Below are 24,685 nucleotides of genomic sequence, written 5' to 3'. Positions count from 1 at the left end.
TTCTTAGTTGAGACGCTGGCTGACCGAAAGCGCATGAGCAGGAAGCCCCTCGGCCCCCGCGAGCGCGACTGCGGCCGGGCCGATCGCGGCAAGGCTCTTTTCGTCGAGCGCGAGGAAGCTGGTGCGCTTCATGAAATCGGTCACCGACAGCCCGCTCGAAAAACGCGCGCGGCGGCCGGTCGGCAGCACATGGTTGGGGCCGGCGACATAATCGCCGATCGCTTCGGGAGTCTCGCGGCCGAGGAAGACCGAGCCGGCGTGGCGCACCTTGGCGAAGAGTGCGTCCGCCTCGGCGGCATCGACCGCGAGTTCGAGATGTTCGGGTGCGAGCCGGTCGCAGAGCGGGATCGCGTCGGCGAGCGTGGGGACGATGACGATGGCGCCGTTGGCGTCCCAGCTTTCGCGCATCGTCGCGGCGGTCCCGAGCGTCGGGATGATGGCGTCGACCGCCACCGCAACCGCATCGGCAAAGGCCGCATCGTCGGTGAACAGGATCGACTGGCTCGTCGGGTCATGTTCGGCCTGGCTGAGCAGGTCGGCGGCGATCACATGCGGCGCATTGCGATTGTCGGCGACAACGACGATCTCGCTCGGCCCCGCGACCATGTCGATCCCCACGACGCCATAGACCTGGCGTTTCGCCTCGGCGACCCATGCGTTACCGGGGCCGGTGACGACGTCGACGGGCGCAATCCGGTCGGTGCCATAAGCGAGCGCGGCAACCGCCTGCGCCCCGCCGACGCGCCAGATTTCGTCGACCCCGCCGATATGCGCCGCCGCCATGACGACCGGATTGGTCTCGCCGCCCGGCGTCGGGCTCATCATCACGATGCGATCTACGCCTGCGACCTTAGCGGGAAGGATGTTCATCAAGACCGATGACGGATAGGCGGCGCGGCCGCCCGGAACATAGACCCCTGCCGCATCAACCGCATTCCACCGCGCGCCGAGCCGGGCGCCCGTGCCATCGCGATAGTCGCGGTTCTCGGGGAGCTGCGCCGCGTGATAGGCGCGAATACGGTCGGCGGCGAGGTTCAACGCATCGCGAAGATCGGGCGCCAATGCGTCATAAGCCGCGGCGCATTCCTCCTTCGAGATGCTCCAGCCACTCGCATCCAGATCGAAGCGGTCAAACTTTGCGGTATAATCGGCGAGCGCGGCATCGCCGTCGGCCTTTACCCGCGCGATGATCGCGGCAACATCGGCCGACACATCGGATGTGCTTTCGCGCCGATCATTGACCAGCGCGTCGAACTCGGCGGCGAAGCCGGGTTCGGAAGCATCAAGCCGCCGCATCGCCCACCGCCTGCCGGAATTTCTCGACCAGCGCCGGCACTTCGGCCGAGCGCAATTTGAACGCCGCGCGATTGACGATCAGCCGCGCCGACACCTCGCTAATGATCGTCTGTTCGGCGAGTGCATTTTCGACGAGCGTGCGCCCCGTCGAAACCAGATCGACGATGTGCGACGCGAGGCCCAGCTTGGGCGCGATTTCCATCGCGCCGTTGAGCTTGATGCATTCGGCCTGGATACCCTGCGCCTCGAACCAGCGGCGCGTCGTCGCGGGATATTTGGTCGCGACGCGGATATGGCTCTCGCCCCCCAATTCGTTGGCGCCCGGCGGGGCGCTGCCCTCCGGCCCCGCAAGCGACAGGCGGCAATGGCCGATGCCCAGGTCGACGGGGGCGTATAGCTCGCTGTAGTCGAACTCGTCGACGACGTCCGACCCAACGATGCCGAGCTGCGCCGCGCCATGCGCGACGAAGGTCGCGACGTCGAACGCGCGCACGCGGATCAACGAGATGTGCGGCCGATTCGTCCCAAAAACTAACGCTCTGCTTTTCTTGTCGAAAAACTCGGCCGACGGCTCTATCCCGACGCGCGCAAGCAGGGGAAGCGCCTCGTCGAGGATGCGCCCTTTCGGGATGGCAAAGATGATCGGTTCGGGCATAGGCTTGCGCGCCCATAAGCGGCGAGAGGAAAAAGGGCAATGAGCGAGCGATACAAGCCGATCGACATGGCCGAAACCGGCCCGAAAGCCGTCCGCACCGCCTTTGCCAATCAGGTCGCCTATTGCCGCGCCAACGATGCGCGCGTCACTGCCCGCGTCGTCGCGGCGCTCGGCACGCTGCTCGCCAAGCCGGCGAGCGAATTCGCGCGCCGGATCGCCGGATGGCAGGGCCCGCCGCTCGCCGATGCGCTGCCGCTGCGCGCCGCCGGCGGCATCCATGCGCTCCACCTGTCACAGGCCGCGCACGAGCTCGCGCCCATCTATGCCGATTCCGAAGACATCAACGACAATGCGATCATCGCCGGCGTCATTGCGCGCCATGAGGCGGCCTTGCTCCCCTGGCTCGACGGCCCGCCGCAAACGAACGAGGCGGGGCGCTCGTCGAATTTCATCGCGGCGATGTTGTGGCTCGCCGACAAGGGCCTCCCGCCGCGTTTCGACTGCCTCGAAATCGGGTCGAGCGGCGGCATCAACCTGATGATCGACCGTTATCATTACGACCTTGGCGGCGTGCATGTCGGACCGCAGTCGGGCGCGATGGCGTTCACGCCCGAATGGCGCGGCAACCATCCGCCGCAGCACGCGATCGAGTTCGTCGGCCTCAAAGGTTGCGACGTCGCCCCCGTCGACCTCACCGACCCGGCGCAAGCCTTGCGGCTCAAAGCCTATATCTGGCCCGAACATCATATCCGTTTCGCGCGCATGGAGGCTGCGATCGCGGCGGCGACCGATGAGCCGCCGCAGTTGGTCCACGCCAATGCCGCCGATTTCGTCGAAGCCGAACTCGCGCGGTCGCAGGCCAACGGTACGACGCGCGTACTGATGCATTCGATCGTCTGGCAATATGTGCCAGCGGATCAACAGGCGCGCGTCACCGCCGCGATGGAGGCCGCGGGCGCGCAGGCGACCCCCGATCGGCCGCTGGCGTGGATCGCGCTCGAAGCGAACCGCACCGTCCATCATCACGAACTGATCGTGCGATACTGGCCGGGCGGCGAGGCGCCACGCAAGCTGGCCCACGCGCACGCCCATGGCGCGTGGATCGAGTGGCTGGGATAACCGATGACGCAGTGGAGCGGGACGCCCTGCGCCCTTGTCAAAGCCCCAGCGCCCCACTATCCCCCGCCAACCTAGCCCCGAGCCCCTGGCCAGCGGACGCCGACACCAAAGATTGCTTCAGCTGAACCCCGTTCCAGCCACTCCCTACGTCGAACAGCTCAGCATCGGGGCGGGACGCCGCGCGCTTGCGATAAGCCTGGCCGTGCTAATCCCCGCGATCCTGCTGCTCCTGCTGCTCACCTATGGCCTGGAGGCGCCGCCCGACCGCCGCGAGGAGCCTGTCAGCGTGGTGAGCCTCGAGGCCAGCGAGATTGCCGCGGATTCACCCGAACCGAGCAGCGCCGAAATCGAGCGGCCCGAAAAACAGCCCGCTCCCGAAGAACCGCAGCCGCCCCAACAGGCCAAACCGCTGCCACCCCCGCCGCCCGTCGTACCCAAGGCCGCACCGACGGTCCCGACGCCAAGCGAACGGCCGCCAGCGCCGGTCACGCCTCCGCCGGCAACGCGTCCGCCGGGCGGGCGGGTTTATGGGCCGCCCAATGTCGGCGGCTCCCCGGCATCGCGCGATACCGAGCGGGTAGGAACGGCCCCCAATGGCGAGCCGCTCTATGCCGCGGCCTGGTACCGCGAGCCGCGGGATGACGAACTGCGCGGCTATTTGTCGACCGCCAGCGGGCCCGGCTGGGGACTGATCGCCTGCCGCACGGCGCCCGATTATCGCGTCGAGGATTGCGTCGGGCTCGACGAATATCCGACCGGATCGCAGATCAATCGGGCGGTGCTCGCCGCGGCATGGGCATTTCAGGTGCGGCCGCCGCGGCTCGGCGGCCAGCCGCTGGTCGGCGCCTGGGTCCGGATCCGGATCGATTACGGCACCAAGCGGCGTTAGGGTCAGGCGTCAGAGCCGCGCTTCGAGCCGCGCGAGCAATTGTTGCACCGGCGCAATCGCCGGCGCTTCCCACCCGGCCTCCAGCATCGCGATCCGCTCGAACAAGCGTTCGCTCGCCGCAATGATCCGGCCGGTCGACACGTCGAAGCCCGCGCAAATATTCCAGTCGGCCGGGACCGGCTCGCCGATCCGCGCCGCGCTGTCGTGCGGCCCTGCGCCGGGATCGCCCGCGAACATCGCGCGACGGTGAAGCAGCCACGCGATGACATGCATCAGCCGGGTCGTCGTCTTGAGCGATTCGCACGCGAGGCTGATCTGCGCGGCGGCATCGCCGTGCGCACGGCCAAGATCGCGCTGCGCCGCAAAGGCGGTGTGCGCCTCGTCGGCGAGCAGCATCGCCTCGACATAGAGATTTTCGACCTGTGCACGCTGCACCGGCACGTCGATTGCCATCATGTCCGTTCGCCCGCCGACCATGGCCGAGGGATGCCACGCCTCGCGCGAGGTCCGCAATGGCGGTAACCATTAAAGTTGGAGACCGAGTCGTCCCGTTTTAATTCAAGCAGTTAGGATTGGTCGACATTTGGCTCAGGGCGAGCCGAAAATGGTGATTTTTCAGGACCGGAGCGCAGCGCACCTCAGTATGTGAGCACCGGATGCACGGGAAATCGTCCTTTGCAGGCCGACATGGGCCGAATGTCGGCCGATCCTAGGCGATGATGTCCGGGACCAGCTGATCTTCGCACCAGGAAATTTCGTCGCGCAGCCGGAGCTTGCGCTTCTTGAGACGCGCGAGTTGCAGCTGATCGGGGACTGCGGCGGAGCCGAGCGCGATGATCGCCGCATCAAGGTCGCGATGCTCGATGCGAAGCAGTTCCAGGCGCTGGGTAATTTCTTCGGGGCTCACCTCGCCTCCCTGCCACGTTCACCACTGGTCCGCAACGGGGACCGCCCCACCGAATCGCCACGACATCGAGGCGGTTTCGTGATTTAATTCGTCCTGCCCATCGAGTCGAAAAGGAGAATGCCAATGAGCACGTCGCACCTTTCCACCTTGAAGTCCCGTCACGCGGACCTCGATGCGAAAATTGCGAATGAAGAGCGCCGTCCCGCCCCCGATACCGGACTGGTCGCGCTGCTCAAGAAGCGGAAACTGAAACTGAAGGAAGAGATGCTCGCGGTCGGCTGACCGCCAGCGCTATCGCCCCGCTGATGCCACCTGTGAAGGACGCATCAGCGCCGGCGATAGAGGGGGCCTTTCTCGAGCCCCGTACGCCGAAGATGCGGCGGTAAATCGGACTGCGAAACCACCTGACGACGCACCGCCTGCGGATCGACCGGCCGGTCGAACGCGATGCCGAATTTACCCTCGCCCGCCCAGACGATCCGGCCCGAAACCCGGCCGACGTTGCGCAGGTCGACTTCGACCGCGCCGCCTTGTGCGACCTGCACCATCGCTTCCGCCAGCATGCCGCCGGGCGACAGGTTGCGCACGCGTATGGTCACAGCCTCTGTACGGCCAGGCAGGATCAGGCTCGCCTGCATGAACAGACTATCCCGATCGGCGCCGCGCGACAGCGCCGCCACTTCTTCATCGACCGATACCGGCTCACGCGATTCCATTGCGACCATTCCCCGCGTTATGTCAGGGGCGCGAATCTAGAAGCCAGCCGTTGCGGAAACGTAAATGGGACGGAGGGCCTCACCGACTAATCTTCGCGTGAAATCCGTTCGTTGCGCTCGTGGCGCTCCTGCGCTTCCAGCGTCATCGTCGCGATCGGGCGCGCCTGCAGACGGGCGAGCGAGATCGGCTCGCCAGTGACCGCGCAATAGCCATATTCGCCTTCGTCGATGCGGCGAATCGCCGAATCGATCTTGGCGATCAGCTTGCGCTGGCGGTCGCGGGTGCGAAGCTCGATCGCCCAGTCGGTCTCGCTCGATGCGCGGTCGGCGAGGTCGGGCTCGCGCAGCGGGCCGTCCTGAAGATGCGCGAGCGTCGATTCGGATTCGGACAGGATCGACTTTTTCCAGGCGAGCAGCAGGCCGCGGAAATAATCCTGCTGCCGCTCGTTCATAAACTCTTCGTCGTCACTGGGGACATAGTCCGAATCGAGATTGGATTTGGCTTCGCGAAGCGCGTCAGCGCCAACGTCGGCAATCTTGGTCGGCATGAGGGGCTCTCGCGTCCTTTCCTGTCACCCCGCGAGCCGCCAAGCGGTGCAGGGAGTGGCGCGCCTATAACCAGCCGCTGTCGACGATACAAGCGCCGAAGCTGCGGATAGCGACAACCCGTGAAGCGGCGATGAACCGGCACGGCAAAAGCCGTGATTCTACATAGTTGGCGATCGCGCCGTGCGACCGGTCGCGAAACCGGATTTAGGTCCGAAGGTTAACCAATTGCATAGAATTACTGCATTTTCCGTTCTGTTTTGGGACATATACCGCAATTTTTGTTGATTCCGTGCCGCAATTCCCGCTCTCGGACAGGCAAACGCGGTTAACACAATTGCCGCATTCACAAAGCTTTGGCCTTTTGAGGTATAGCGGAGGTGAACGGGGGGGTGCCGGTCGGTAGCGCTTCGCACCTGCAACGGGAAAGAAAGAGAAGCCTATGTCTGTCCGAATGGCCCTTGCCAAACTTTGCGCCTGCACCTGCGGCGGCGCAATCATCGGTAGCGGCGCGATGCAGATCGCCGACGTTCCGAAGGCGCGTGCCCAGACAGTCCAGTCCTGCTCGCCCTGTGCCGGGAAGAAGGTCGTTCGCAAGCGCCACGCGGCCCGCAAGCCCGTAAAGCGCGTGCGCCGCGTCGTCACGACGAAGCGCATCATCCGCACCGCGACTCCGCAGCAGCAGGTCGTGACGCAGACGATCCCGCTGCCCCCGATCCCTTATGCGCCCTTCCCCCAGCGCGGCGGCTTCGAAGGCGGCGGCAGCGGCGGCGGTGTGACCGTGATCGGCGGCGGTTTCGGCGGCGGTTTCGGCGGCGGTTTCTTTGGCGGCTTCTTTGGCGGTAGCAGCGGCGGCGGCAGCAGCGGCAGCATCGTCGTTACCTCGACGACCACGGGTGGTCTCAGCACGACTTCCAGCACTTCGTCGGGTGTCTCGACGTCGACGGGCGGCGTTTCAACCTCGACCGGCGGCGTGAGCACTTCGACCGGCGGTGTTTCGACTTCCACTGGCGGCGTCAGCACCTCGACCGGCGGCGTTTCGACGTCGACCTCGACGGGCGGGGTCTCGACGTCGACCGGGAGCGTGAGCACCTCGACCTCGTCGGGCAATGTCTCGACCTCGTCGGGCAACGTCAGCACCTCGTCGTCGAGCAGCAGCTCGTCGTCGAGTTCCTCGTCGTCCTCGTCTTCCTCATCGTCGAGTTCATCCTCATCGGGCGGCTCGTCGAAGGGCGGCAGCTCGCACGGGCATGGCAGCTCGGGCTGGGGCAGTTCGTCGAAGGGCAGTTCGGGCTGGGGCAGCTCGTCGCGCGGCGGCAGCTCGAGCAGCTCGGGCGGTTCCAGCAGCTCGTCGTCCTCCTCTTCATCCTCTAGTAGCACGTCCAGCGGCGCGACCTCGTCGGGCGCGACCGGCAGCACCAGCAGCTTCGGTTCGACCGGAAGTACCAGCTCATCATCCTCGTCGTCGAGCAGCAGCTCGTCTTCGAGTTCATCGTCCAGTTCGGGCGGCAGCAGCAGCCATGGCGGATCGTCGGGCGATCCGACCCCTGTTCCTGCGCCGCCGATGATGCTATTGTTCGGGGCTGCAGCCGCTGCGCTCGTCGCGCGCCGCCGTGCCGCGAACCGCAACGACGACAACGCGGCTTAATAGAGATCCACTGGCGGTTTGGGGGGCTAACCCGAACCTCAGAAACTAAGGGCTGCCCTTCGGGGCGGCCCTTTTTTATGAGCAGGGACAATCAGTTTGCCATGTAGAAAACTATTTCTATAGTTCTCCATATGGTGAACCAACAAGTCGCACTCGATTCGCTTTTCCATGCGCTTGCCGATCCGACGCGCCGCGCGGTGGTCAGCCGCCTGCTCAAAGGCGCCGCGCCAGTAAAGCAACTGTCCGAACCCTTTAAGATGGGCCTCCCCGCCTTCCTCAAACATCTATCGGTGCTCGAGGGGTCGGGCCTGATCCGCACCGAAAAGCAGGGCCGAGTCCGCACCTGCCGCGTCGATGCCGAGCGGCTGGCGGCGGCGGAGGGTTGGCTCTCGCAGCAACGCGCCATCTGGCAGGGCCGCACCGACCGGCTCGCCGACTTCGTCGAATCTCAGACATCCCCGGAGAAAACAGGATGACCAACGACACGACCCTCACCATCTCGCGTCTGATCGCCGCGCCGCCGTCGGCGGTGTGGAACGCGTGGAGCGTGCCGGAGAATCTCGCGAAATGGTGGATCCCCGCCCCGATCGAATGCGAGGTCGTCACGCTGGACCTGCGTCCGGGCGGCGGGTTCGTGACGCGGATGCGCGAAGCCGGCGCCGCCGATTTCCAACCGCACGTCGATGGCTGCTTTCTGGAAGCCATCCCCGAACAGAAGCTCGTCTTTACCACCGTCCTCGCCGAAGGCTGGCAGCCCGCCGAGCCGTGGCTCGCACTGACCGCGATCCTGACCTTCGAAGCGCGGGACGGCGGCACCCTCTATTCGGCGCGCGTGCTCCACAAGACCCCCGAGGACAGCGCCAAGCATGACGAGATGGGCTTTTACGAAGGCTGGGGCACGGCGATCGGCCAGTTGGCGGGGTTGGTAGAACCGCGCGGCTAAAACCCCTCTCGGAACATTCGCATAAGGACGGGCTTGCGCCTTCCAACCCGCAACGCCATAGCGCGGCGCATGCACGATATCCGCCTGATCCGGGAAAATCCCGAAGCGTTCGACGCCGGCCTCGCGCGCCGCGGCCTCGAACCCCTGTCCGCCCAGATCGTGGCGGCCGACGTGTCGCTGCGCGCACTGCAGACCGAAATTCAGGGATCGCTTGCACGCCGCAACGAAGCGTCGAAGCTGATCGGTCAGGCGATGGCCAGCGGCGACAAGGACAAGGCGGAGGCACTGAAGGCCGAGGTCGCCGACCTCAAGACCGCGCTGCCCGCGAAGGAAGACGCCGAGCGCGAACAGCTAGCCGCGCTGCAGGACATGCTCGCCGCGATCCCGAACATTCCGCTGGACGACGTCCCCGCGGGCGAAGACGAGGAAGGCAATGTCGAGATTGCGCGCTGGGGCACCCCGCGCAGCTTCGACTTCACGCCCCAGGAACATGCCGACTTCGCGCCCGCACTCGGGCTCGATTTCGAGACCGCGGCGAAGATGTCGGGCGCGCGCTTCGCCTTCCTGAAGGGCCAGATGGCGCGGCTCGAACGCGCGCTTGGCCAGTTCATGCTCGACAAGCAGACAAATGAGGCCGGCTACACCGAATGCGCGACCCCGCTGATGGTCCGCGACGAGGCTGCCTATGGCACGACGCAGCTCCCCAAGTTCCGCGAGGATCTGTTCCAGACCACCGACGGGCGCTGGCTGATCTCGACCTCCGAGATGAGCCTGACCAACGCGGTGCGCGAGGAAATCCTGCCCGAGGCCGAGCTGCCGATCCGCATGACCGCGCTTACCCCCTGCTTCCGCTCGGAAGCCGGATCGGCGGGGCGCGACACGCGCGGTTATATCCGCCAGCACCAGTTCTGGAAGGTCGAGCTGGTTTCGATCGTCCGCCCCGAGGACTCGGACGCCGAACTCGAACGCAAGACGCGCGCGGCCGAGGCGATCCTCGAAGCGCTCGAACTCCCCTATCGCAAGATGCTGCTGTGCAGCGGCGACATGGGTTTTTCGGCGCGCAAGACCTATGACCTTGAGGTCTGGTTGCCGGGCCAGAACGCCTATCGCGAGATTTCGAGCTGCTCGACCTGCGGCGATTTCCAGGCGCGCCGGATGAACGCGCGCTTTCGCCGCGAAGGCGGCAAGGGCAATGAGTTCGTCCATACGCTCAACGGGTCGGGGCTTGCCGTGGGCCGTACGCTGGTGGCGCTCCTCGAGAATTATCAGCAGGCCGACGGCAGTGTCGATATTCCGAAGGCGTTGCTCCCGTACATGGGTGGGATCACCAAGCTTACTCCGGCCATCTAAAAACATCGTCACCCTCGGACGAGGCAAGTGACTCGTCCGACTTGATCCGGGGTCCACGACGCCGCCGCCGAATGGATGCCGGATCAAGTCCGGCATGACGAAGAAAGAGAGACATATCGTGCGCATCCTCCTCACCAACGACGACGGCTATCACGCCCCCGGCATGGCGGTGCTCGAAGCGATCGCGCGCGAGCTTTCGGACGACATCTGGGTCTGCGCCCCCGCCGAGGAACAGTCGGGCGCCGGCCACTCGCTCACGCTGTCGCGCCCCGTCCGCATCCGTCAGCACGAAGAGCGCCGCTGGTCGTGCAGCGGCACGCCGACCGATTCGGTGATGATGGCGATCGGCAAACTGATGCCCGAAAAGCCCGACCTGATCCTGTCGGGCGTCAATCGGGGCGCCAACCTCGGCGACGACGTTACTTACTCAGGCACCGTATCGGCGGCGATCGAGGGGGCGCTCGCGGGCATCCCGTCAATCGCGCTCAGCCAAGTTTATGCCAAGGAAGGCATGGGCGATACCGTGCCGTTCGAAGTCGCCGCGACCTGGGGCGCAAAGGTGCTGCGCCCGCTGCTCACGATGGAGATGGCGCCGCGCACGCTGATCAACATCAACTTCCCCGCGATCCCCGCCGATGCGGTGCAGGGCATCCGCGTCACGCGACAAGGCTTCCACGATTACGGCCGCGGCTCGATCGTCGAAGGCACCGACCCGCGCGGCTATCGCTATTACTGGTTCGGCCTCCACGGCATCGAGCACAGCCTCGGCCACGACAGCGACCTCGAGGCGATCGACGACAATTATATCTCGGTCACCCCGCTCCAGCTCGACCTGACGCATGATGCGTCGCTGGCGGCATTGCGCTGCGCCTACGGCGGCTGAGCGCGACGTCATCGGGAACGGGCGGTTCCAGACGGCACAACTTCATTTCCAGTTGCGCAAAAATCGCATACCCGTCGATCCGATGAAGCAATGGCCGCCCCGATGAGCAAACGCCCGGCGTCGAAGCTCAAGCTGCAGTATCGGTTCCAGCCGCTGCGCCGCGCCAGCAAATGGCCGGTGTGGGCCGACGTCGGCGCGCGGCTTTCGCTTGCCTTTTTCCTCATCGGTATCGTCGTTCTGGTCCACTGGATCGATCGCGACGGCTTGATCGACCATCATGACGGCCACATCAGCTTTCTCGATGTCGTCTATTTCACGATGATCTCGGTTACGACGACGGGGTTCGGCGACATCGCGCCGATTTCGAACCGATCGCGGCTAATTGAAGCGGTCATCGTCACCCCGATCCGCATCGCGGTGCTCTTCATTTTCGTCGGCACTGCCTATAATTTCGTCCTCAAACGCACATGGGAAAAATGGCGCATGGCCCGCATCCAGGCAAAGCTCACCAACCATATCGTTGTCCTCGGCTTCGGCATCAGCGGCAGCGAAGCGGTCCGCGAACTGATCGCGCGGGGCACCGACCCAAGCTGCATCGTTGTCATCGACCAGTCGGTATCGCGGATTGAAGAGGCAGAGGCGATTGGTTGCAACGTGCTGCAAGGCGACGCATCGAACGACGACACGCTGATCGACGTCCAGATCGCGCGCGCGCAATCCGTCCTGGTGTCGGCCGGGCGCGACGACACCTCAATCCTCATGGTCCTGACCGTCCGCCACCTGTCGCCCAAAGTGCCGATCAGCGTCGTCATCCGCGCGCAGGATAACGAGCTGCTCGCGCGGCAGGCGGGGGCGAATAATGTCATCAACCCGGTCAGCTTCACCGGCCTGCTGCTCGCAGGATCGGCGCAGGGCGCGCATGTCGCCGACTATATGGCCGACCTTGCCAGCATCGGCGGCCGTGTCCAGCTGCGCGAACGCGCGGTCGCCGGCGAGGAAATCGGTCGCAGCATCGATCAGCTCGCGAGCGGCGGGCGTGGGCTGCGCATCTATCGCGGTGGCAAGCCCTATGGCTTTTGGGAAACCGAAGCGCAGCGGCTCGAACCGGGCGATCAGGTTGTCGAGGTTATCCGCTGCGAAGAGTGTGAGGCGAGCGTTCCGGGCGGTTAATTAAGTGCGCCAGTAAAGCCAGCCGGCCCACAGCCAGCCGATGATTAGCAGACCGCCGCCAATCGGCGTCACCGCGCCAAGCCACCGCGGCGCGCCGAGCGCCATCGCATAAAGCGTGACGGCGAACAGCGCGGCGCCGACGAGCAGCATGATCGCCGGCCCGCGCGCGACGCCCATGATCGCGATCGCCGCGACCGCGTGGATTAACTGGTATAGCCCGCCCGTCCGCAGCCATTCGGCTTCTTGTGGCCCCGACGCGCCATGCGCGCCAAACGCGCCTGCTGCGACCGCAATCGCCGCCGAAATCGCCGCAAATACGCCAATCATGTTCACCACCCTTGCAATGCCATGCCGATGCGGCGAGCTATAGGGCGACAGGAAGGATAAGGCGATGCCTCGCGACACACTGCTTCCCACGGACTTGAAGCCACCCAGCCGGCTCGCGACGCTCGGCGAACTCGCGCTGCCGCTCGACATGCTGCGCTACGGCTTGTCGGGCTATCATCTCATCGGTGCTCCGCGCGGCGATGGCCGGCCGGTCGCCCTACTCCCCGGCTATGGCGCCAGCGAACTCTCGATGCGGCCCTTGGAAGCCTATCTCCGCCACCTCGGCTATCACGTCCGCGATTGGGGCATGGGCCGCAATAACGGCCGCGTCGTTGCCGACGTCGAACGCTTCGCGGCGCAAGCCGCCGAATGGGTCAAGGCCGACGGCGCGCCGCTCACTCTCATCGGTTGGAGCCTCGGCGGCGTCATCGCCCGCGAAACCGCCCGCGCTTACCCGCACCTCGTCCGTGAGATCGTTACCTTGGGCACCCCAATCATAGGCGGCCCCAAATATACCGCGCTCGCGCAGCGCTTCGCCGGCCGCGATTTCGACGCGATCGAGCGCGAGATCCATGCGCGCAACCTCAAGGGCCTCACCCAACCGCTTACGGTCATCTACTCCGACCGCGACGGCATCGTCGGCCCCGACATCGCGGTCGACACCTACAATTCGCAGGCGCGCAACATAAAGGTCGACAGCACGCATCTGGGGATTGGGATCAACCCGCGCGTCTGGCGGATCGTCGCAGATACGCTGGCGGGAATATAATCCTCCCCTCTCCCGACGGGAGAGGGTTGCGCAGCCTTGGCAGCTTGCTGCCTAGGCGTAGCTGGGTGAGGGTTCCGCCGCCGCCGCATCCAACTCCGCCTAGCCGCTACGCGGCAAGGCTCCATATCCTTCTCCCGAGGGGAGAAGGAGCGGGGCGTGACAAACGCCAAAGAATCGCCTATGCGCCGCGCCAATCATGACAGTCAAAACCCTCCCCACCCAGCCGAAGGTCGGCATGGTTTCGCTCGGCTGCCCCAAGGCATTGGTCGATAGCGAACGGATTCTCACCAAGCTGCGCGCCGACGGCTATGGCCTGTCGCCCGATTATGCGGGCGCCGACGTCGTGCTCGTCAACACCTGCGGCTTCCTCGACTCGGCGAAGGAAGAGAGCCTCGAGGCGATCGGCGAAGCGATGGCCGAGAATGGCCGCGTCATCGTCACCGGCTGCATGGGCAACGAGGCCGACGTCATCCGCGCGCGCTTCCCGAACGTGCTCGCGGTCACCGGCGCGCACCAGTATGAGCAGGTCGTCGACGCCGTCCACGACGCCGCGCCGCCCACCCAAGGCCCGTTCGTCGACCTCGTTCCCGAAGGCGGGCTGAAACTGACGCCGCGCCACTACAGCTACCTCAAGATTTCCGAAGGCTGCAACCACAGCTGCTCCTTCTGCATCATTCCGGACCTCCGCGGCAAGCTGGTCAGCCGCCGCATCGACGCGGTGCTGCGCGAGGCCGAAAAGCTCGTCGCCGCGGGCACTAAGGAACTGCTGGTGATCAGCCAGGACACCTCGGCTTACGGCGTCGATATCCGCCACGACCCGCGTCGGTGGCACGGCCGCGAAGTGCGCGCGCACATGACCGACCTCGCGCGCGAACTCGGCCAGTTAAAGACGAGCGAAGGCCGCGCCCCATGGGTGCGCCTCCACTATGTCTATCCCTATCCGCACGTCGACGCGGTCATCCCGCTGATGGCCGAGGGGCTGCTGACGCCCTATCTGGACATCCCCTTCCAGCATGCGAGCCCGAGCGTCCTCAAGCGCATGAAGCGCCCCGCGAACGAGGCGAAGGTGCTCGAACGCCTCAAAAACTGGCGCGCGATCGCCCCCGACATCGCGATCCGCTCGAGCTTCGTCGTCGGCTTCCCCGGCGAGACCGAGGCCGACTTCCAATATCTCCTCGACTGGCTCGACGAAGCGCAGCTCGACCGCGTCGGCGCCTTCCGCTTCGAACCCGTCGCGGGGGCGCAGGCCAACGCACTCGCCGATCATGTCCCCGAGGAACTCAAGGAAGAGCGCTACCAGCGCATCATGGAAAAGACCGCCGCGATCAGCGCGGCGAAGCTCGAAGCCAAGATCGGTCGCACCATGCCGGTGATCATCGACGAAGTCGGCGAAGCGGATGAAGACGGCAGCATCGGCGCCACTGGCCGATCACAGGCGGATGCGCCCGAGATTGACGGCCACGTCTATCTGCGCGACGTCGCGGCGACGCTGAAGTCCGGCGATATCGTCGATGTCGAGATCGAAGATGCCGACGAGCATGATCTGTTCGGGGTGGTCGCTGGCTAAGGCACATTATTGGAACGGTATTTACCGTTCGATGTTACCTAAAGGACATCGAACAGGGGCCGTACCATGCACGTCAAGGCATTTGCCGCACTGCTATTGATCGGATCGCTCGCCGCTTGCGACCGTCGGGCTGCCGTCGAAGCGCCGCCGCGCGCGACGGACAAGGCCCCGTCCCCTACGCAAAAGTCGCTGATTGCGGTGCCGATCAACGCCAACACCGCATCGCTCAAACAAACGCTGGAACGTGCGGTGCCACGCACTTTGTGGACGATCAACCAGCGCGAACCGGCCTGCGTCCAACCGCAGCGCGTCAAGGTCTTCGGCAAGAAGGTGAAGGTCACCCCGCCGATAGCCTGCACGATCGTCGGCCAGGTCACGCGCGGGCCGCTGCGGCTGCGCGGCGAAGGGTCCGACATCGTAGTCGACATTCCGTTGAGTGCGCGGATCAGCGCGCGCGACGTTGGCGGCGTGCTGAAGGGCGAGACCGCGACGGGCGCCGCGATGGCGCATGCGCGAATCACGGTCGAACTCACCCCCGACTGGCGCACGCAAGGCAAGGCGCGCATCACCTATGGCTGGACCAAGGCGCCGGGGATCGATTTCCTGGGACGCCGGATCACCTTCACCGATGAGGCCGACGCAAAGCTGAAGCCCGTGGTCCGCGATGTCGAACGCGAAGTGAATCGCGAGATCGCGAAGATCGACATCCGCAAACAGGCCGCCGATGTCTGGCGGCAGAGCTTCACCGCGCTCGAACTCAATCGCGAAAACCCGCCGGTGTGGATGCGCGTCACCCCGCAGCGCATCCTCTATGGCGGCTACCACATCGAGGGCGATCGCATGAACCTCAACCTTGGGCTGGAGGCGATCACCGAAACCTTCGTCTCGGGCCGCCCGGCCGATCCGGAACCCACCGCACTGCCGCGCCTCGTCCGCGAAGTGCCCAAGCCGCATCTCGATGTGCGGGTGCCGGTGATCGCCGATTATGCCGTGCTTCAGCCCGTCGTCGACCGCGCGCTGGGGAAACGATCAGCGCGGCCGTTCATTCTTCCAAAGCTCGGATCGATGATGGTGAAGTTCGGCAAATCCACCATTTACGGCGCGCCCGGCGGCAGGATCGCGGTCGGCGTCGATATCGAAGCAAAGCTGGAAATGCGATCGGGCGCGCCGACGAAGGGTCGCATCTGGATGACCGGCATCCCGGTCAACAATCCCGGCTCGGCCGAAGTCCATTTCACCGACCTCATCATCAACGGCGACACCGACGGGGTCGGCGGCGACCTGCTGCTCGTACTCGGTCGCAGCGAGGGCTTCGCGCCGCTGATCGCCGCAGCGTTGACGCAGAATTTTGCCCATGACCTTGGTGAGTTGCAAGACAAGATCCGGCGCGCGGTCGATCAGCGGCGCGAGGGGCCCTTCGTCATCCGCACGCGCGTCGAACGGTTCGAGACGGGTGTGATCAAGGCTTATGGCAATGGCATGTACCTGCCGGTGCGGATGGTCGGTGGGGCCAGCGTCGATTATCGCCCGCCGCGATAATCAGAACAGCCGCGTGATCCCGTAGAAAGCCGCCGCGACGATCGCGCTCGCCGGGATGGTGATGAACCACGCCGCGACAACGTTACCCGCGACCCCCCAGCGCACCGCGCTGGCGCGGCGCGCGACGCCGGCGCCAATGATGCTGCCGGTGATCGTGTGCGTCGTCGATACCGGAATGCCGAGCAGGCTGGCGGTGAACACCATGATCGAGCCGCCAGTCGACGCGGCGAAGCCCTGATGATGCGACAATTTGGTGATGCGGCCGCCCATCGTCTCGATGATCTTCCACCCGCCCGACAGCGTGCCGAGCGCAATGGCCACATAACAGCTGAACGCGACCCAATGCGGAATATGAAATTCTCCGCCGAGATAGCCGGTCGAATAGAGGAGCACGGTGATGATCCCCATCGTCTTTTGCGCGTCGTTCAGCCCGTGGCTGATCGAATAGGCGGCCGAGGACAGCAGATGGAGACGGCGAAAGGTCTTCTCCGCAAAACTGGCGGTCGCACGGCGCAGCGCCCAGCTGCTGAGCAACATCACCAGCATCGCGAGCATCATGCCGAGCAACGGTGACAGGAAGATCGCGATGACCGTCTTGTTAAGACCGGTCCACTCGATTCCTTCGAAACCAGCGTGCGCGACGCCCGCACCGACGATACCGCCGACCAGCGCGTGGCTCGACGAGGAGGGGATGCCCTTCAGCCAAGTGACGACGTTCCAGAACATCGCACCGACCAGCGCGCCGAACACGACCGCCGGGGTCACCAGATCCTTGTCGATGATCCCCTTGCCGATCGTTTCGGCAACCTTGTGCAGTTCGGGGAAGATGACCGACAGGAAATAGGCGGCAAAGTTGAAGAAGGCGGCGAACAGCACCGCCTGCACCGGGCGCAGCAGCCGCGTCGCGACGACGGTCGCGATGCTGTTCGCGGCGTCGTGCAGGCCGTTCAGGAAGTCGAACGCCAGCGCGAGGATGACGAGGCCGACAAGAAGCGGGAAAGCGAGTTCGTGCATGGTTCGCGTCCCCGCTTATGCGTGGTCGATGACCAAACCGTCGATCTCGTTCGCCACATCTTCGAAACTGTCGGTGACGCGTTCGAGATGGCGAAAGAGTTCGCGTGCGATCAGGAATTGCGTGGGGTTCGCTTCGCCATGCTCGCGGAACAGGCGCTTGAGTCCGGCGGCATGGATCTCGTCGGCATGGCCTTCCATCCGCACCAGCCGCTCGGTGAGTTCGTGGAGCCGCGGGCCGTTGGCGCCGATGTTGCGGAGCAGCGGCAGCGCCTCTGCGGTGAGCCGCGCGGCGTCGACGATGATGCCGCCGATATCGCGCATCTCGGGTTCGAATTCGGTCACGTCATAAAGGTCGACCGCGCCTGCGGTCTTCTGCATCTCGTCGATCGCATCATCCATCGAGGCGATGAGGTCAGTGATCGCGCTGCGGTCGAACGGCGTCAGAAAAGTGCGGCGGACGGTCTGCAACACTTCGCGCGTGATCGCGTCGGCGTCATGCTCGCGCTCGATGATTTCCTGGACATGGTCGGCCATGCCCTCGCCGCCCTGCAGCATACGCGACAAGGCGTTGGCCCCGGCGACGAGCGTCGCGGCGTGGCTTTCGAACAATTCAAAGAAATTTCCCTGTCGCGGCAGCAAACGCTGAAACCATGCGAACATCCAGCTAACCCCTGCTTTCTCTGCTACATTCTGGACGGCGCTGCGCGGCGCGGCGACCGCGCGGAAGCCGTTGTCGCCGAACGAGCGGATCAGCGCCTGCAAATCGGGCTCGTCGACCGCCGACGCGGCGTCGCGGAACGAGAACCATTTTCGGTCGCGTTCGTCCATTTCCTTCCAGTCGGCGAGTTCGTTTGTCACCGCGAGTGGGAAGACTTCGACATTATACATGATCGACGCACCGTTTGCCCGGCGCTTGCGATATTCATAACTGCCGATCGGCGTCGGGCAGACCGCGCCGATCACACCGGCCTCTTCTTCCGCCTCGATCGCGGCGGCGGCGTGACGCGTGATGCCGGTCAAAGGATTGCCCTTTGGCACCACCCAACGCTTGGTTTCACGCGACGTGATCAGCAGGATTTCAGTCGGGCCATCCTGCGCGGGTCCGCCGAATCGATAAGGAAGGACAGCGATCTGGCGCAATTTGTTCAGTCCCTTTCGTGGGGGTAGGCGGCGGCGGCGCCAATGGTTACAAATGAGTTTCGCCTCTATGACGAATTTGTGACAGTCACAAGCGAAGCTGCGCTCGCTAGCCGTAGTTTCCGTAAACGTCAATTCGATTGCAAAATGCAACGTGGTGCGTAAGCTGTATGCAAACATAGTCGGGAGACAGGATAATGGCAGGCACGGCGACGATGGAACGTCCCGCAGACGCGAAGGCTGCGCCGGTCGATCAGGATGTGCTGATCGTCGGAGCGGGGATTTCGGGCATAGGCATGGCTGTGCATTTGCAGATGCACTCTCCCGACCGCAGCTTTGGCCTCGTCGAACGCCGCGAACAGCTTGGCGGCACCTGGGATCTCTTCCGCTACCCCGGCATTCGTTCGGACAGCGACATGCACACGCTCGGCTTTGTCTTCGAACCGTGGAAGCATGAAAAGTCGATCGCCGACGGCCCGTCGATCCTCGAATATCTGAACCGCATCGTCGACGAGCGCCATATCCGCGAGCGCATTCGCTTCGACAGCAAGGTCGTCGGCGCCGACTGGGACAGCAGCGCCGCGCGCTGGACCGTGACGATGGAGGACAGCAAGGGCGCGAGGTCGACGACGACCGCACGCTGGCTTTATCTTGGGTCGGGCTATTACGACTATGACGAGCCCTTCGACGCGCAATTTGCAGGCCGCGAGAATTTCCAGGGCCAGATCATCCACCCGCAATTCTGGCCGAAGGATCTCGATTACAAAGGCAAGAAGGTCATCGTGATCGGATCGGGTGCAACCGCGGTCACGATCGTCCCGTCGATGAAGGAAGCCGCCCACGTCACGATGCTCCAGCGCACGCCGACATGGTATTTCATCCGGCCAGCCAAGGACGGGTTCGCGAACTTCCTTCGCAAATTCCTGCCCGAAGGTCTCGCGTACAAGATCACGCGCTTCAAGAATGTCCGGCTGCAGGACATCGCCTTCCGCCGTGCGCGGGAGAAGCCCGAGAAGGTCAAGGAGTTCCTGACCAAGAAGCTGCAAGAGAGCCTCGGCGACCGCTACGATGCAGAAGCCTTCACTCCACCCTACAACCCATGGGACCAGCGCCTGTGCCTCGTTCCCGATGCCGATTTCTTCGAAGCCATGAAGGCGGACAAGGCGTCGGTCGTGACCGATCATATCGAGGAGTTCGACGCGACCGGCATCCAGTTGAAGTCGGGCAAGCATCTCGACGCAGATATCATTGTGACCGCGACGGGTCTGAAGCTCGCGGTCGCGGGCAAGATTCCAGTGCGTGTCGACGGCGCGCCGGTCGATTGGCATGACCATTTCTATTACAAGGCGTGCATGTTCTCGAACGTGCCGAACTTTTCGGCCGTTTTCGGGTATCTCAACGCAAGCTGGACGCTGCGCGCCGACATCGTATCCGAATATGTCTGCCGCGTGCTCAACCATATGCGCGATACGGGCACCACGGTCGCCACCCCGGCGCTCGCCGATCCGTCGAGCCTCGAAGAGGAAAATGTCTTCGACTTCTCGTCAGGCTATATCCAGCGTTCGCTGCACATCATGCCCAAGAGCACGGCCCAACTGCCTTGGCGGCTCAGCCAGAATTATGTGCAGGACCGGATCGACATGCGCACCGGCGCGATCGCCGACGGCGTGCTAACGTTCAGCAATGCGCGCGCGGTGGCGAGCGCTCCTGCGGAACTGGAGGCGGCCGAGTAATTCAGTCAGCGTGTTCGGGTTTGCCCTTGGTCGAGCCTTTGGCAAAATCCTCAAGCTGCTTTTCGCTCATGCCGTCGGCCATCTGTTTCGACGCGCCCTTGAGTTTCGATTTCGGCGTGTCGCCGCGCTTGGCGCTGAGCGCCGCACCGGCGGCTTTCTGCTGGGCTTTCGATTTAGCTGGCATGGCGTTTCTCCGTGTCCGCCCCGCTAGCCATTAAGAATCGTGCCGCCGTTGGGATGCAGCACCTGGCCCGACATATAGCTGCTGTCGTCGCACGCGAGGAACAGGAAGGCAGGCGCGACCTCATTGGGTTCTCCCGGTCGCTTCATCGGCGTGCTTTCGCCGAAGGTCGCGACCTTTTCCGCCGGCGCCCCGCCGCGCGGGTTCAGCGGGGTCCAGATCGGACCGGGCGCGACGCCGTTCACACGGATGCCCTTCTCCACCAGATTTTCGCTGAGCGAGCGGGTGAAGGCGGTGATGGCGCCCTTGGTCGCGCTATAGTCGAGCAGGCCCTTTGAGCCCTGATACATGGTCACGCTGGTGCAATTGACGATCGCCGCGCCCTTCTTGAGATGCGGAAGCGCCGCCTGAACGAGATAGAACATGCCGAAGATGTTGGTGGCGAAGGTCTGCTGCAACTGTTCGGGGCTGATGTCGCGGATGTCCTCGGCAGGATGTTGCTCGCCGGCATTGTTGACGAGGATGTCGAGTTTGCCGAATTTGTCGACGACCTGCGCAACAATCTTTTCGCCCGCCTTGGCCTTGCCGACGTCGGCCTTGATTGCGACCGCGCGGCGCCCCTCGGCTTCGACAATCGCCACGGTATCGTCCGCGTCCGCCTTGTTGTCCAAATAAACGATCGCGACATCGGCGCCCTCGCGCGCGAACAAGGCCGAGACTGCACGGCCGATTCCGCTGTCGCCGCCGGTGACGATCGCAACCTTGCCGTCGAGTCGGCCCGAGCCGGGATAGCGCGGCTCCCACTTGGGCGCGCGGTCGAGATCGGCTTCGCGGTCCGATGGCGGCTTGGCGATCGTCTTGTCCGATCCCACGGCGCGGCGCAGCTTCGCCGCGGCAACCACCTTGCCCTTTTTCTCCTTGGAGCTTTCACCGATTTTTCCGACCTTGGGCTGCTTCGCCATGACGCTGTCCTTCAATTGATGGGGAGAAAATCGCGCGCGAATTCTTGTTTCACGGCTTTGACGAGCGCGCCGGTCACCGGCACGTTGATCTTGTATGAACCCTCGGCGTAGGGACCGACCTCATATGGACCGATCGCGATCGTCATGCGGTCAAGATAACGTCCGTCGGAAGAGCCCAGCCATATCGTTTGCGCCGATGCCGGGGGGCATTTGGCGAAAGGGCTGTCGGGCGCCTCGTCGGCCAATATCCCCTTCGCCGCCTTCGCGCGCTTGATGCCCGCGCAGAACGGATCGCGGATCGCTGCATCGAACGCTTCGCTGCTTATGAACAGGTCGAGCGGCTTCATCTGCCTGCGCCGGTTGCGATCCCATATCAGCGTGTCGAAGCTCTGCATGCCATGCGCGCCGCCGGCATAGCTGTCGATTTCCGCCGACAGGCTAAGGAACCGCGGCGTGCTGGTCACGCGTTGCCAATTCTGGCGGTGACTATGGACGCGATAAGGAAACCCACCCTTTTCCGCCGCCGCCTTGTCACGCTGCGCCGCCGCAATCAGCGCCTCGCGCTTCGCCGCCCGGTCCCCGTCGAGAGCATTCGCCAATTCGGCGATTTGGGCGGCGTCTTTGGGATAGGCGTAGACGAACTCGATCAGGTCGCTTTTTTCGGTGACATTCGACGCAGGCGCGCCTTTCGCCGTTGCGTCGGCGGCGCCTTGCGACGGTGCCCCCGGCACCGAGGCGGCGGCCACCTTCTCCGCCTCCGTCGGCTTTTCGTCGGAGCAGCCCGCCAGCAACAGCGCGCCGGCGAGGACGGACGTGGCATTTCGCCAGAGCGTTTCGGTCTTCATGCAGACATAACGCCGGGAATCGACAAAATATCCCGAGCAGCCTAGCACCAAGCGCATGACCGACTATTCCGACCTGATCCAGCCCGACAAGGGGCAGGATGCGCGCCCGATCCACCTCGTCGACAAGAAGGGCTATGACGAGTGGCTGAAGGGGCGCAGCGCCCGCGAGCGCGCGCATCTGGCCGCGGTGGGTTTCAAACCCGATGCCTTCGTTCATGCAATCCTGCCCGGCGACGACCCCGAAAAATGGGCGGTCGTCACCACGGTCGCGAAGGTAGACAGCCTGTCGGCCTGGTGCCTCGCCAAACTCGGACAAATCCTGCCCGAAGGCCGCTATCGCGTCGAAGGCCAGCAACCCGGCAAGGCGCTGTTCGGATGGATGAGCGCGCAATATCGCTTTGATGCCTATAAATCGAACCCGCCGACCAAAGGCCCGCGCGTGCTGCTGACGAGCGATGTCGGCGCGATTGCCCCGATGGTTGCGGAGATGCGCGCAACCGCGCTTGTTCGCGACCTGGTCAACACCCCCGCCGCCGACATGGGGCCTGCCGCGATCGAAAAAGCGGCCGAGCGCATCGCGAAAGCGCATAGCGGCAAGCTGACCGTCACCAAGGGCGAGGCGCTCGAACAGGGCTATCCGATGATCCATGCGGTCGGGCGCGCCGCGGCGAAGCATCACGCGCCGCGCCTGATCGAGATCGAATGGGGCAAGGACGATCACCCGCGCATCGCGCTGGTCGGCAAGGGGATCAGCTTCGACAGCGGCGGGCTGGACATCAAGCCGGCGGCGGGCATGCGGTTGATGAAGAAAGATATGGGCGGCGCGGCTCATGTGCTGGCGCTCGCTGAACTGGTGATGGCGAGCGGGCTGCCGGTGCGGCTGCACTGCCTGGTCGCCGCCGCCGAAAATGCAATTTCGGCCGACGCCTTCCGCCCCGGCGACGTGCTCAAGAGCCGCAAGGGGCTGACGGTTGAGATCGGCAATACCGACGCCGAAGGGCGGCTGGTGCTGGGCGATGCACTGGCCAAGGCGGGCGAATCCAAGCCCGAGCTGATCATCGATTTCGCGACATTGACCGGCGCCGCGCGCGTTGCGCTCGGCCCCGACCTGCCGCCATTGTTCGCCAACGACGACGCGCTTGCCGAGGCGATGCTCGCGGCGGGGATCGAACGTGACGATCCGCTCTGGCGGATGCCACTGTGGGACGGTTATGCCGACCTGCTCGAAACCGACATTGCGGACTTGGGCAATGCGGGCAGTTCGGCCTTTGCCGGATCGATCACGGCGGCTTTGTTCCTGAAGCGCTTTGTACCCGATGGCGCGGCTTGGGCACATCTCGATACCTTCGCATGGCGCCCCTCGGCGAAACCCGGACGGCCTAAAGGTGGCGCCGCGCTGGGGTTGCGCGCGGCGTGGGCAATGCTGCAGGCCCGATACGACCGGCGTGGGAAAAACTGAACATTCTTGATAAAGCAGGGTCTGCTGGTCTAATGGCGCGCGATTGTCCGCCGCGTGCGGAACCCAGCTTTTTACAGGACGGCAAGTGACAGCAGGAAGTGGCGATAATATGGCGGCGAACCGCGTGCGCATGGGGCGCCCCGGCGCCGCTGGCGCGGGCCGCGATCGCTTTGGTTTGACTGGCACGTCGCAGAGCTTTGACCCGCGTGTCGTCGCGATCCGGCCCGACCTCGCCGATATCGCGGTCGCCGGAACGCATTTCGCGCCGCACTATGCTGCGCCCATGATGCGCAGCGGCGTGCTGCCCGCCGCTTCGCTGCGCGCCTCGCCGTCGATCGATGCCGACCAGACAAGCGAAATGCTGTTCGGCGAAGGCTTCGCGCTGCTCGACCTGACCGGCGGCTGGGCGTGGGGCTATTGCCTTGCCGACCATTATGTCGGCTATCTCGCCGCCGAAGCGCTCGCCGCGCCGATCGCGCCGACGCACCGCGTCGCGATGATCGAGGCGATGCTGCACAGCGCGCCCGATGCCGCGAGCGGCGGCCCCGCCGTCCTGCCGCGCGGCGCGCTGGTGATGGGCGAAGCAGAGGGCGAGTGGCTCGCAACCTCGCACGGCTATCTGCCGCTGGCGTCGCTTGTCGAAGTTGGCGCGGCGGACAATGACCCCGCCGAGCTCGCCGAGCAGATGATCGGCACGCCTTATGTCTGGGGCGGCCGCACCGCCAAGGGCATCGACTGTTCGGGCCTCGTCCAGTTGGTGTGGGCGGCCGCGGGTATCCAGTTGCCGCGCGACAGCGACCTGCAACTCGCGTCGCTGGGAGCCGACAAGGATGTCGATCCGGCAAAACTCGCGCGCGGCGATCTTGTCTTCTTCCCCGGTCATGTCGGCATCATGGCCGACGGCCAGACCATCATTCACGCCAGCCGACGATGGATGGCGGTGAACAGCGAACCGCTGGCCGACGTGATCGCGCGTTCGGCGGCGAAAGGGAATGATGTGCCGGTCACCGGCTATAAACGACTGAAATAA

Annotated in this window: 27 protein-coding genes; 14 read left to right on the top strand and 13 right to left on the bottom strand. The window is 64.7% G+C overall.

Going from position 1 to position 24,685, the window contains the following annotated elements:
• Nucleotides 1-3: 3 nt before the first annotated feature.
• Together hisD and hisG are read right to left on the bottom strand one after the other, a co-directional pair.
• Nucleotides 4-1,296, bottom strand: coding sequence for a histidinol dehydrogenase (gene hisD, locus SKP52_RS05275; protein WP_039572527.1), 1,293 nt, complete (start codon nucleotides 1,294-1,296; stop codon nucleotides 4-6).
• Nucleotides 1,283-1,951, bottom strand: coding sequence for an ATP phosphoribosyltransferase (gene hisG / locus SKP52_RS05270; RefSeq protein ID WP_039572525.1), 669 nt, complete (start codon nucleotides 1,949-1,951; stop codon nucleotides 1,283-1,285). Before hisG ends, hisD begins: the two co-directional genes overlap by 14 nt.
• A gap of 39 nt (nucleotides 1,952-1,990) precedes the next feature.
• Between hisG and SKP52_RS05265 the strand changes: the two genes are divergently transcribed.
• Together SKP52_RS05265 and SKP52_RS05260 are read left to right on the top strand one after the other, a co-directional pair.
• Nucleotides 1,991-3,070, top strand: a complete 1,080-nt coding sequence (locus SKP52_RS05265) for a DUF2332 domain-containing protein (protein WP_039572524.1) — start codon at nucleotides 1,991-1,993, stop codon at nucleotides 3,068-3,070.
• A 202-nt stretch (nucleotides 3,071-3,272) separates the two neighbouring features.
• Nucleotides 3,273-3,959, top strand: coding sequence for a hypothetical protein (locus SKP52_RS05260; protein ID WP_228383830.1), 687 nt, complete (start codon nucleotides 3,273-3,275; stop codon nucleotides 3,957-3,959).
• Nucleotides 3,960-3,968: 9 nt separating this feature from the next.
• Here SKP52_RS05260 and SKP52_RS05255 read toward each other — a convergent pair whose 3' ends face one another.
• The gene (locus tag SKP52_RS05255; RefSeq protein ID WP_039579905.1) at nucleotides 3,969-4,415 is read right to left on the bottom strand and encodes a DUF1465 family protein; all 447 of its coding nucleotides are present in this window, start codon (nucleotides 4,413-4,415) and stop codon (nucleotides 3,969-3,971) included.
• 253 nt (nucleotides 4,416-4,668) lie between these two features.
• Entirely contained in the window at nucleotides 4,669-4,866 is a 198-nt protein-coding gene (locus SKP52_RS05250; protein WP_039572523.1) for a YdcH family protein, read from the bottom strand.
• Between the two features lie 123 nt (nucleotides 4,867-4,989).
• On the opposite strand from SKP52_RS05250, the gene SKP52_RS25165 reads away from it, so the two are divergent.
• Complete coding sequence (locus SKP52_RS25165; protein ID WP_081997213.1) at nucleotides 4,990-5,148, top strand: YdcH family protein; 159 nt, start codon at nucleotides 4,990-4,992, stop codon at nucleotides 5,146-5,148.
• 44 nt (nucleotides 5,149-5,192) lie between these two features.
• On the opposite strand, the gene SKP52_RS05245 is transcribed toward SKP52_RS25165, so the two are convergent.
• From SKP52_RS05245 to SKP52_RS26730, 3 genes are all read right to left on the bottom strand, one after another.
• A complete protein-coding gene (locus SKP52_RS05245) occupies nucleotides 5,193-5,582 on the bottom strand; it encodes a PilZ domain-containing protein (protein ID WP_039579902.1) in 390 nt (129 codons plus the stop codon).
• An 86-nt stretch (nucleotides 5,583-5,668) separates the two neighbouring features.
• Nucleotides 5,669-6,130, bottom strand: a complete 462-nt coding sequence (dksA, locus tag SKP52_RS05240) for an RNA polymerase-binding protein DksA (RefSeq protein WP_039572520.1) — start codon at nucleotides 6,128-6,130, stop codon at nucleotides 5,669-5,671.
• A 718-nt stretch (nucleotides 6,131-6,848) separates the two neighbouring features.
• A complete protein-coding gene (locus tag SKP52_RS26730) occupies nucleotides 6,849-7,766 on the bottom strand; it encodes a hypothetical protein (protein WP_228383829.1) in 918 nt (305 codons plus the stop codon).
• A gap of 141 nt (nucleotides 7,767-7,907) precedes the next feature.
• On the opposite strand from SKP52_RS26730, the gene SKP52_RS05225 reads away from it, so the two are divergent.
• The 5 genes from SKP52_RS05225 (at nucleotide 7,908) to SKP52_RS05205 (ending at nucleotide 12,122) form a co-directional block, all read left to right on the top strand.
• Nucleotides 7,908-8,252 carry an ArsR/SmtB family transcription factor gene (locus SKP52_RS05225; RefSeq protein WP_039572518.1) on the top strand — a complete coding sequence of 115 codons (345 nt, stop codon included), beginning with the start codon at nucleotides 7,908-7,910 and terminating at the stop codon, nucleotides 8,250-8,252.
• Nucleotides 8,249-8,719: an SRPBCC domain-containing protein gene (locus tag SKP52_RS05220; protein ID WP_039572515.1), complete on the top strand. Its 471-nt coding sequence runs from the start codon at nucleotides 8,249-8,251 to the stop codon at nucleotides 8,717-8,719. Before SKP52_RS05225 ends, SKP52_RS05220 begins: the two co-directional genes overlap by 4 nt.
• Nucleotides 8,720-8,788: 69 nt before the next feature.
• Nucleotides 8,789-10,069: a serine--tRNA ligase gene (gene serS / locus SKP52_RS05215; RefSeq protein WP_039572513.1), complete on the top strand. Its 1,281-nt coding sequence runs from the start codon at nucleotides 8,789-8,791 to the stop codon at nucleotides 10,067-10,069.
• 118 nt (nucleotides 10,070-10,187) lie between these two features.
• The gene (gene surE, locus SKP52_RS05210; RefSeq protein ID WP_039579895.1) at nucleotides 10,188-10,952 is read left to right on the top strand and encodes a 5'/3'-nucleotidase SurE; all 765 of its coding nucleotides are present in this window, start codon (nucleotides 10,188-10,190) and stop codon (nucleotides 10,950-10,952) included.
• A gap of 102 nt (nucleotides 10,953-11,054) precedes the next feature.
• Nucleotides 11,055-12,122, top strand: a complete 1,068-nt coding sequence (locus tag SKP52_RS05205; protein WP_039579892.1) for a potassium channel family protein — start codon at nucleotides 11,055-11,057, stop codon at nucleotides 12,120-12,122.
• Here the strand turns inward: SKP52_RS05205 and SKP52_RS05200 are convergent, their stop codons facing one another.
• The gene (locus SKP52_RS05200) at nucleotides 12,123-12,449 is read right to left on the bottom strand and encodes a DUF423 domain-containing protein (protein ID WP_039572511.1); all 327 of its coding nucleotides are present in this window, start codon (nucleotides 12,447-12,449) and stop codon (nucleotides 12,123-12,125) included. It abuts the gene before it with no gap.
• A 64-nt stretch (nucleotides 12,450-12,513) separates the two neighbouring features.
• Between SKP52_RS05200 and SKP52_RS05195 the strand changes: the two genes are divergently transcribed.
• From SKP52_RS05195 to SKP52_RS05185, 3 genes are all read left to right on the top strand, one after another.
• Complete coding sequence (locus SKP52_RS05195; RefSeq protein ID WP_039572509.1) at nucleotides 12,514-13,218, top strand: esterase/lipase family protein; 705 nt, start codon at nucleotides 12,514-12,516, stop codon at nucleotides 13,216-13,218.
• Between the two features lie 196 nt (nucleotides 13,219-13,414).
• Nucleotides 13,415-14,785: a 30S ribosomal protein S12 methylthiotransferase RimO gene (rimO, locus tag SKP52_RS05190; protein ID WP_039572506.1), complete on the top strand. Its 1,371-nt coding sequence runs from the start codon at nucleotides 13,415-13,417 to the stop codon at nucleotides 14,783-14,785.
• A gap of 66 nt (nucleotides 14,786-14,851) precedes the next feature.
• Nucleotides 14,852-16,324: a DUF4403 family protein gene (locus SKP52_RS05185; RefSeq protein ID WP_039572501.1), complete on the top strand. Its 1,473-nt coding sequence runs from the start codon at nucleotides 14,852-14,854 to the stop codon at nucleotides 16,322-16,324.
• Here SKP52_RS05185 and SKP52_RS05180 read toward each other — a convergent pair whose 3' ends face one another.
• Nucleotides 16,325-17,338, bottom strand: coding sequence for an inorganic phosphate transporter (locus SKP52_RS05180; protein ID WP_039572497.1), 1,014 nt, complete (start codon nucleotides 17,336-17,338; stop codon nucleotides 16,325-16,327).
• A 15-nt stretch (nucleotides 17,339-17,353) separates the two neighbouring features.
• Nucleotides 17,354-18,478, bottom strand: a complete 1,125-nt coding sequence (locus SKP52_RS05175) for a DUF47 family protein (protein ID WP_160292365.1) — start codon at nucleotides 18,476-18,478, stop codon at nucleotides 17,354-17,356.
• A 194-nt stretch (nucleotides 18,479-18,672) separates the two neighbouring features.
• On the opposite strand from SKP52_RS05175, the gene SKP52_RS05170 reads away from it, so the two are divergent.
• On the top strand, nucleotides 18,673-20,208 hold the full coding sequence (locus SKP52_RS05170) for a flavin-containing monooxygenase (RefSeq protein WP_228383828.1): 1,536 nt from the start codon (nucleotides 18,673-18,675) through the stop codon (nucleotides 20,206-20,208).
• Between the two features lies 1 nt (nucleotide 20,209).
• Here the strand turns inward: SKP52_RS05170 and SKP52_RS05165 are convergent, their stop codons facing one another.
• Genes SKP52_RS05165 through SKP52_RS05155 form a run of 3 tightly spaced genes read right to left on the bottom strand, consistent with a single transcriptional unit; the run spans nucleotide 20,210 to nucleotide 22,196 of the window.
• Complete coding sequence (locus SKP52_RS05165) at nucleotides 20,210-20,392, bottom strand: DUF3008 family protein (RefSeq protein ID WP_039572494.1); 183 nt, start codon at nucleotides 20,390-20,392, stop codon at nucleotides 20,210-20,212.
• A 23-nt stretch (nucleotides 20,393-20,415) separates the two neighbouring features.
• Entirely contained in the window at nucleotides 20,416-21,351 is a 936-nt protein-coding gene (locus tag SKP52_RS05160) for an SDR family oxidoreductase (RefSeq protein WP_081997212.1), read from the bottom strand.
• An 11-nt stretch (nucleotides 21,352-21,362) separates the two neighbouring features.
• Nucleotides 21,363-22,196 (bottom strand): DUF4163 domain-containing protein, encoded by an 834-nt coding sequence (locus tag SKP52_RS05155; RefSeq protein ID WP_039572490.1) that lies wholly within the window; start codon nucleotides 22,194-22,196, stop codon nucleotides 21,363-21,365.
• 55 nt (nucleotides 22,197-22,251) lie between these two features.
• Here SKP52_RS05155 and SKP52_RS05150 point away from each other — a divergent pair, with 55 nt between their 5' ends.
• Together SKP52_RS05150 and SKP52_RS05145 are read left to right on the top strand one after the other, a co-directional pair.
• Complete coding sequence (locus SKP52_RS05150) at nucleotides 22,252-23,655, top strand: leucyl aminopeptidase family protein (protein WP_039572486.1); 1,404 nt, start codon at nucleotides 22,252-22,254, stop codon at nucleotides 23,653-23,655.
• Nucleotides 23,656-23,740: 85 nt separating this feature from the next.
• Nucleotides 23,741-24,685 (top strand): C40 family peptidase, encoded by a 945-nt coding sequence (locus tag SKP52_RS05145; protein WP_321164070.1) that lies wholly within the window; start codon nucleotides 23,741-23,743, stop codon nucleotides 24,683-24,685.

The sequence above is a fragment of the Sphingopyxis fribergensis genome, from assembly GCF_000803645.1.
Taxonomy (GTDB): domain Bacteria; phylum Pseudomonadota; class Alphaproteobacteria; order Sphingomonadales; family Sphingomonadaceae; genus Sphingopyxis; species Sphingopyxis fribergensis.
The sequence above is the reverse complement of the archived record's forward strand: the minus strand, read 5'-3'. Positions and strand labels throughout refer to the sequence as shown.

Excerpts from the sequence above, each read along its gene's own strand:
- SKP52_RS05200 (WP_039572511.1), bottom strand. The coding sequence starts at position 12,449 with ATGATTGGCGTATTTGCGGCGATTTCGGCGGCGATTGCGGTCGCAGCA.
- SKP52_RS05255 (WP_039579905.1), bottom strand. The coding sequence starts at position 4,415 with ATGATGGCAATCGACGTGCCGGTGCAGCGTGCACAGGTCGAAAATCTC.
- SKP52_RS05265 (WP_039572524.1), top strand. The coding sequence starts at position 1,991 with ATGAGCGAGCGATACAAGCCGATCGACATGGCCGAAACCGGCCCGAAA.
- dksA (WP_039572520.1), bottom strand. The coding sequence starts at position 6,130 with ATGCCGACCAAGATTGCCGACGTTGGCGCTGACGCGCTTCGCGAAGCC.
- SKP52_RS05185 (WP_039572501.1), top strand. The coding sequence starts at position 14,852 with ATGCACGTCAAGGCATTTGCCGCACTGCTATTGATCGGATCGCTCGCC.
- SKP52_RS05220 (WP_039572515.1), top strand. The coding sequence starts at position 8,249 with ATGACCAACGACACGACCCTCACCATCTCGCGTCTGATCGCCGCGCCG.
- SKP52_RS05170 (WP_228383828.1), top strand. The coding sequence starts at position 18,673 with ATGGCAGGCACGGCGACGATGGAACGTCCCGCAGACGCGAAGGCTGCG.
- hisD (WP_039572527.1), bottom strand. The coding sequence starts at position 1,296 with ATGCGGCGGCTTGATGCTTCCGAACCCGGCTTCGCCGCCGAGTTCGAC.
- SKP52_RS05245 (WP_039579902.1), bottom strand. The coding sequence starts at position 5,582 with ATGGAATCGCGTGAGCCGGTATCGGTCGATGAAGAAGTGGCGGCGCTG.
- SKP52_RS05155 (WP_039572490.1), bottom strand. The coding sequence starts at position 22,196 with ATGAAGACCGAAACGCTCTGGCGAAATGCCACGTCCGTCCTCGCCGGC.
- hisG (WP_039572525.1), bottom strand. The coding sequence starts at position 1,951 with ATGCCCGAACCGATCATCTTTGCCATCCCGAAAGGGCGCATCCTCGAC.
- serS (WP_039572513.1), top strand. The coding sequence starts at position 8,789 with ATGCACGATATCCGCCTGATCCGGGAAAATCCCGAAGCGTTCGACGCC.
- SKP52_RS05150 (WP_039572486.1), top strand. The coding sequence starts at position 22,252 with ATGACCGACTATTCCGACCTGATCCAGCCCGACAAGGGGCAGGATGCG.
- rimO (WP_039572506.1), top strand. The coding sequence starts at position 13,415 with ATGACAGTCAAAACCCTCCCCACCCAGCCGAAGGTCGGCATGGTTTCG.
- SKP52_RS05165 (WP_039572494.1), bottom strand. The coding sequence starts at position 20,392 with ATGCCAGCTAAATCGAAAGCCCAGCAGAAAGCCGCCGGTGCGGCGCTC.
- SKP52_RS05205 (WP_039579892.1), top strand. The coding sequence starts at position 11,055 with ATGAGCAAACGCCCGGCGTCGAAGCTCAAGCTGCAGTATCGGTTCCAG.
- SKP52_RS05195 (WP_039572509.1), top strand. The coding sequence starts at position 12,514 with ATGCCTCGCGACACACTGCTTCCCACGGACTTGAAGCCACCCAGCCGG.
- SKP52_RS05180 (WP_039572497.1), bottom strand. The coding sequence starts at position 17,338 with ATGCACGAACTCGCTTTCCCGCTTCTTGTCGGCCTCGTCATCCTCGCG.
- SKP52_RS25165 (WP_081997213.1), top strand. The coding sequence starts at position 4,990 with ATGAGCACGTCGCACCTTTCCACCTTGAAGTCCCGTCACGCGGACCTC.
- SKP52_RS05160 (WP_081997212.1), bottom strand. The coding sequence starts at position 21,351 with ATGGCGAAGCAGCCCAAGGTCGGAAAAATCGGTGAAAGCTCCAAGGAG.
- SKP52_RS05225 (WP_039572518.1), top strand. The coding sequence starts at position 7,908 with ATGGTGAACCAACAAGTCGCACTCGATTCGCTTTTCCATGCGCTTGCC.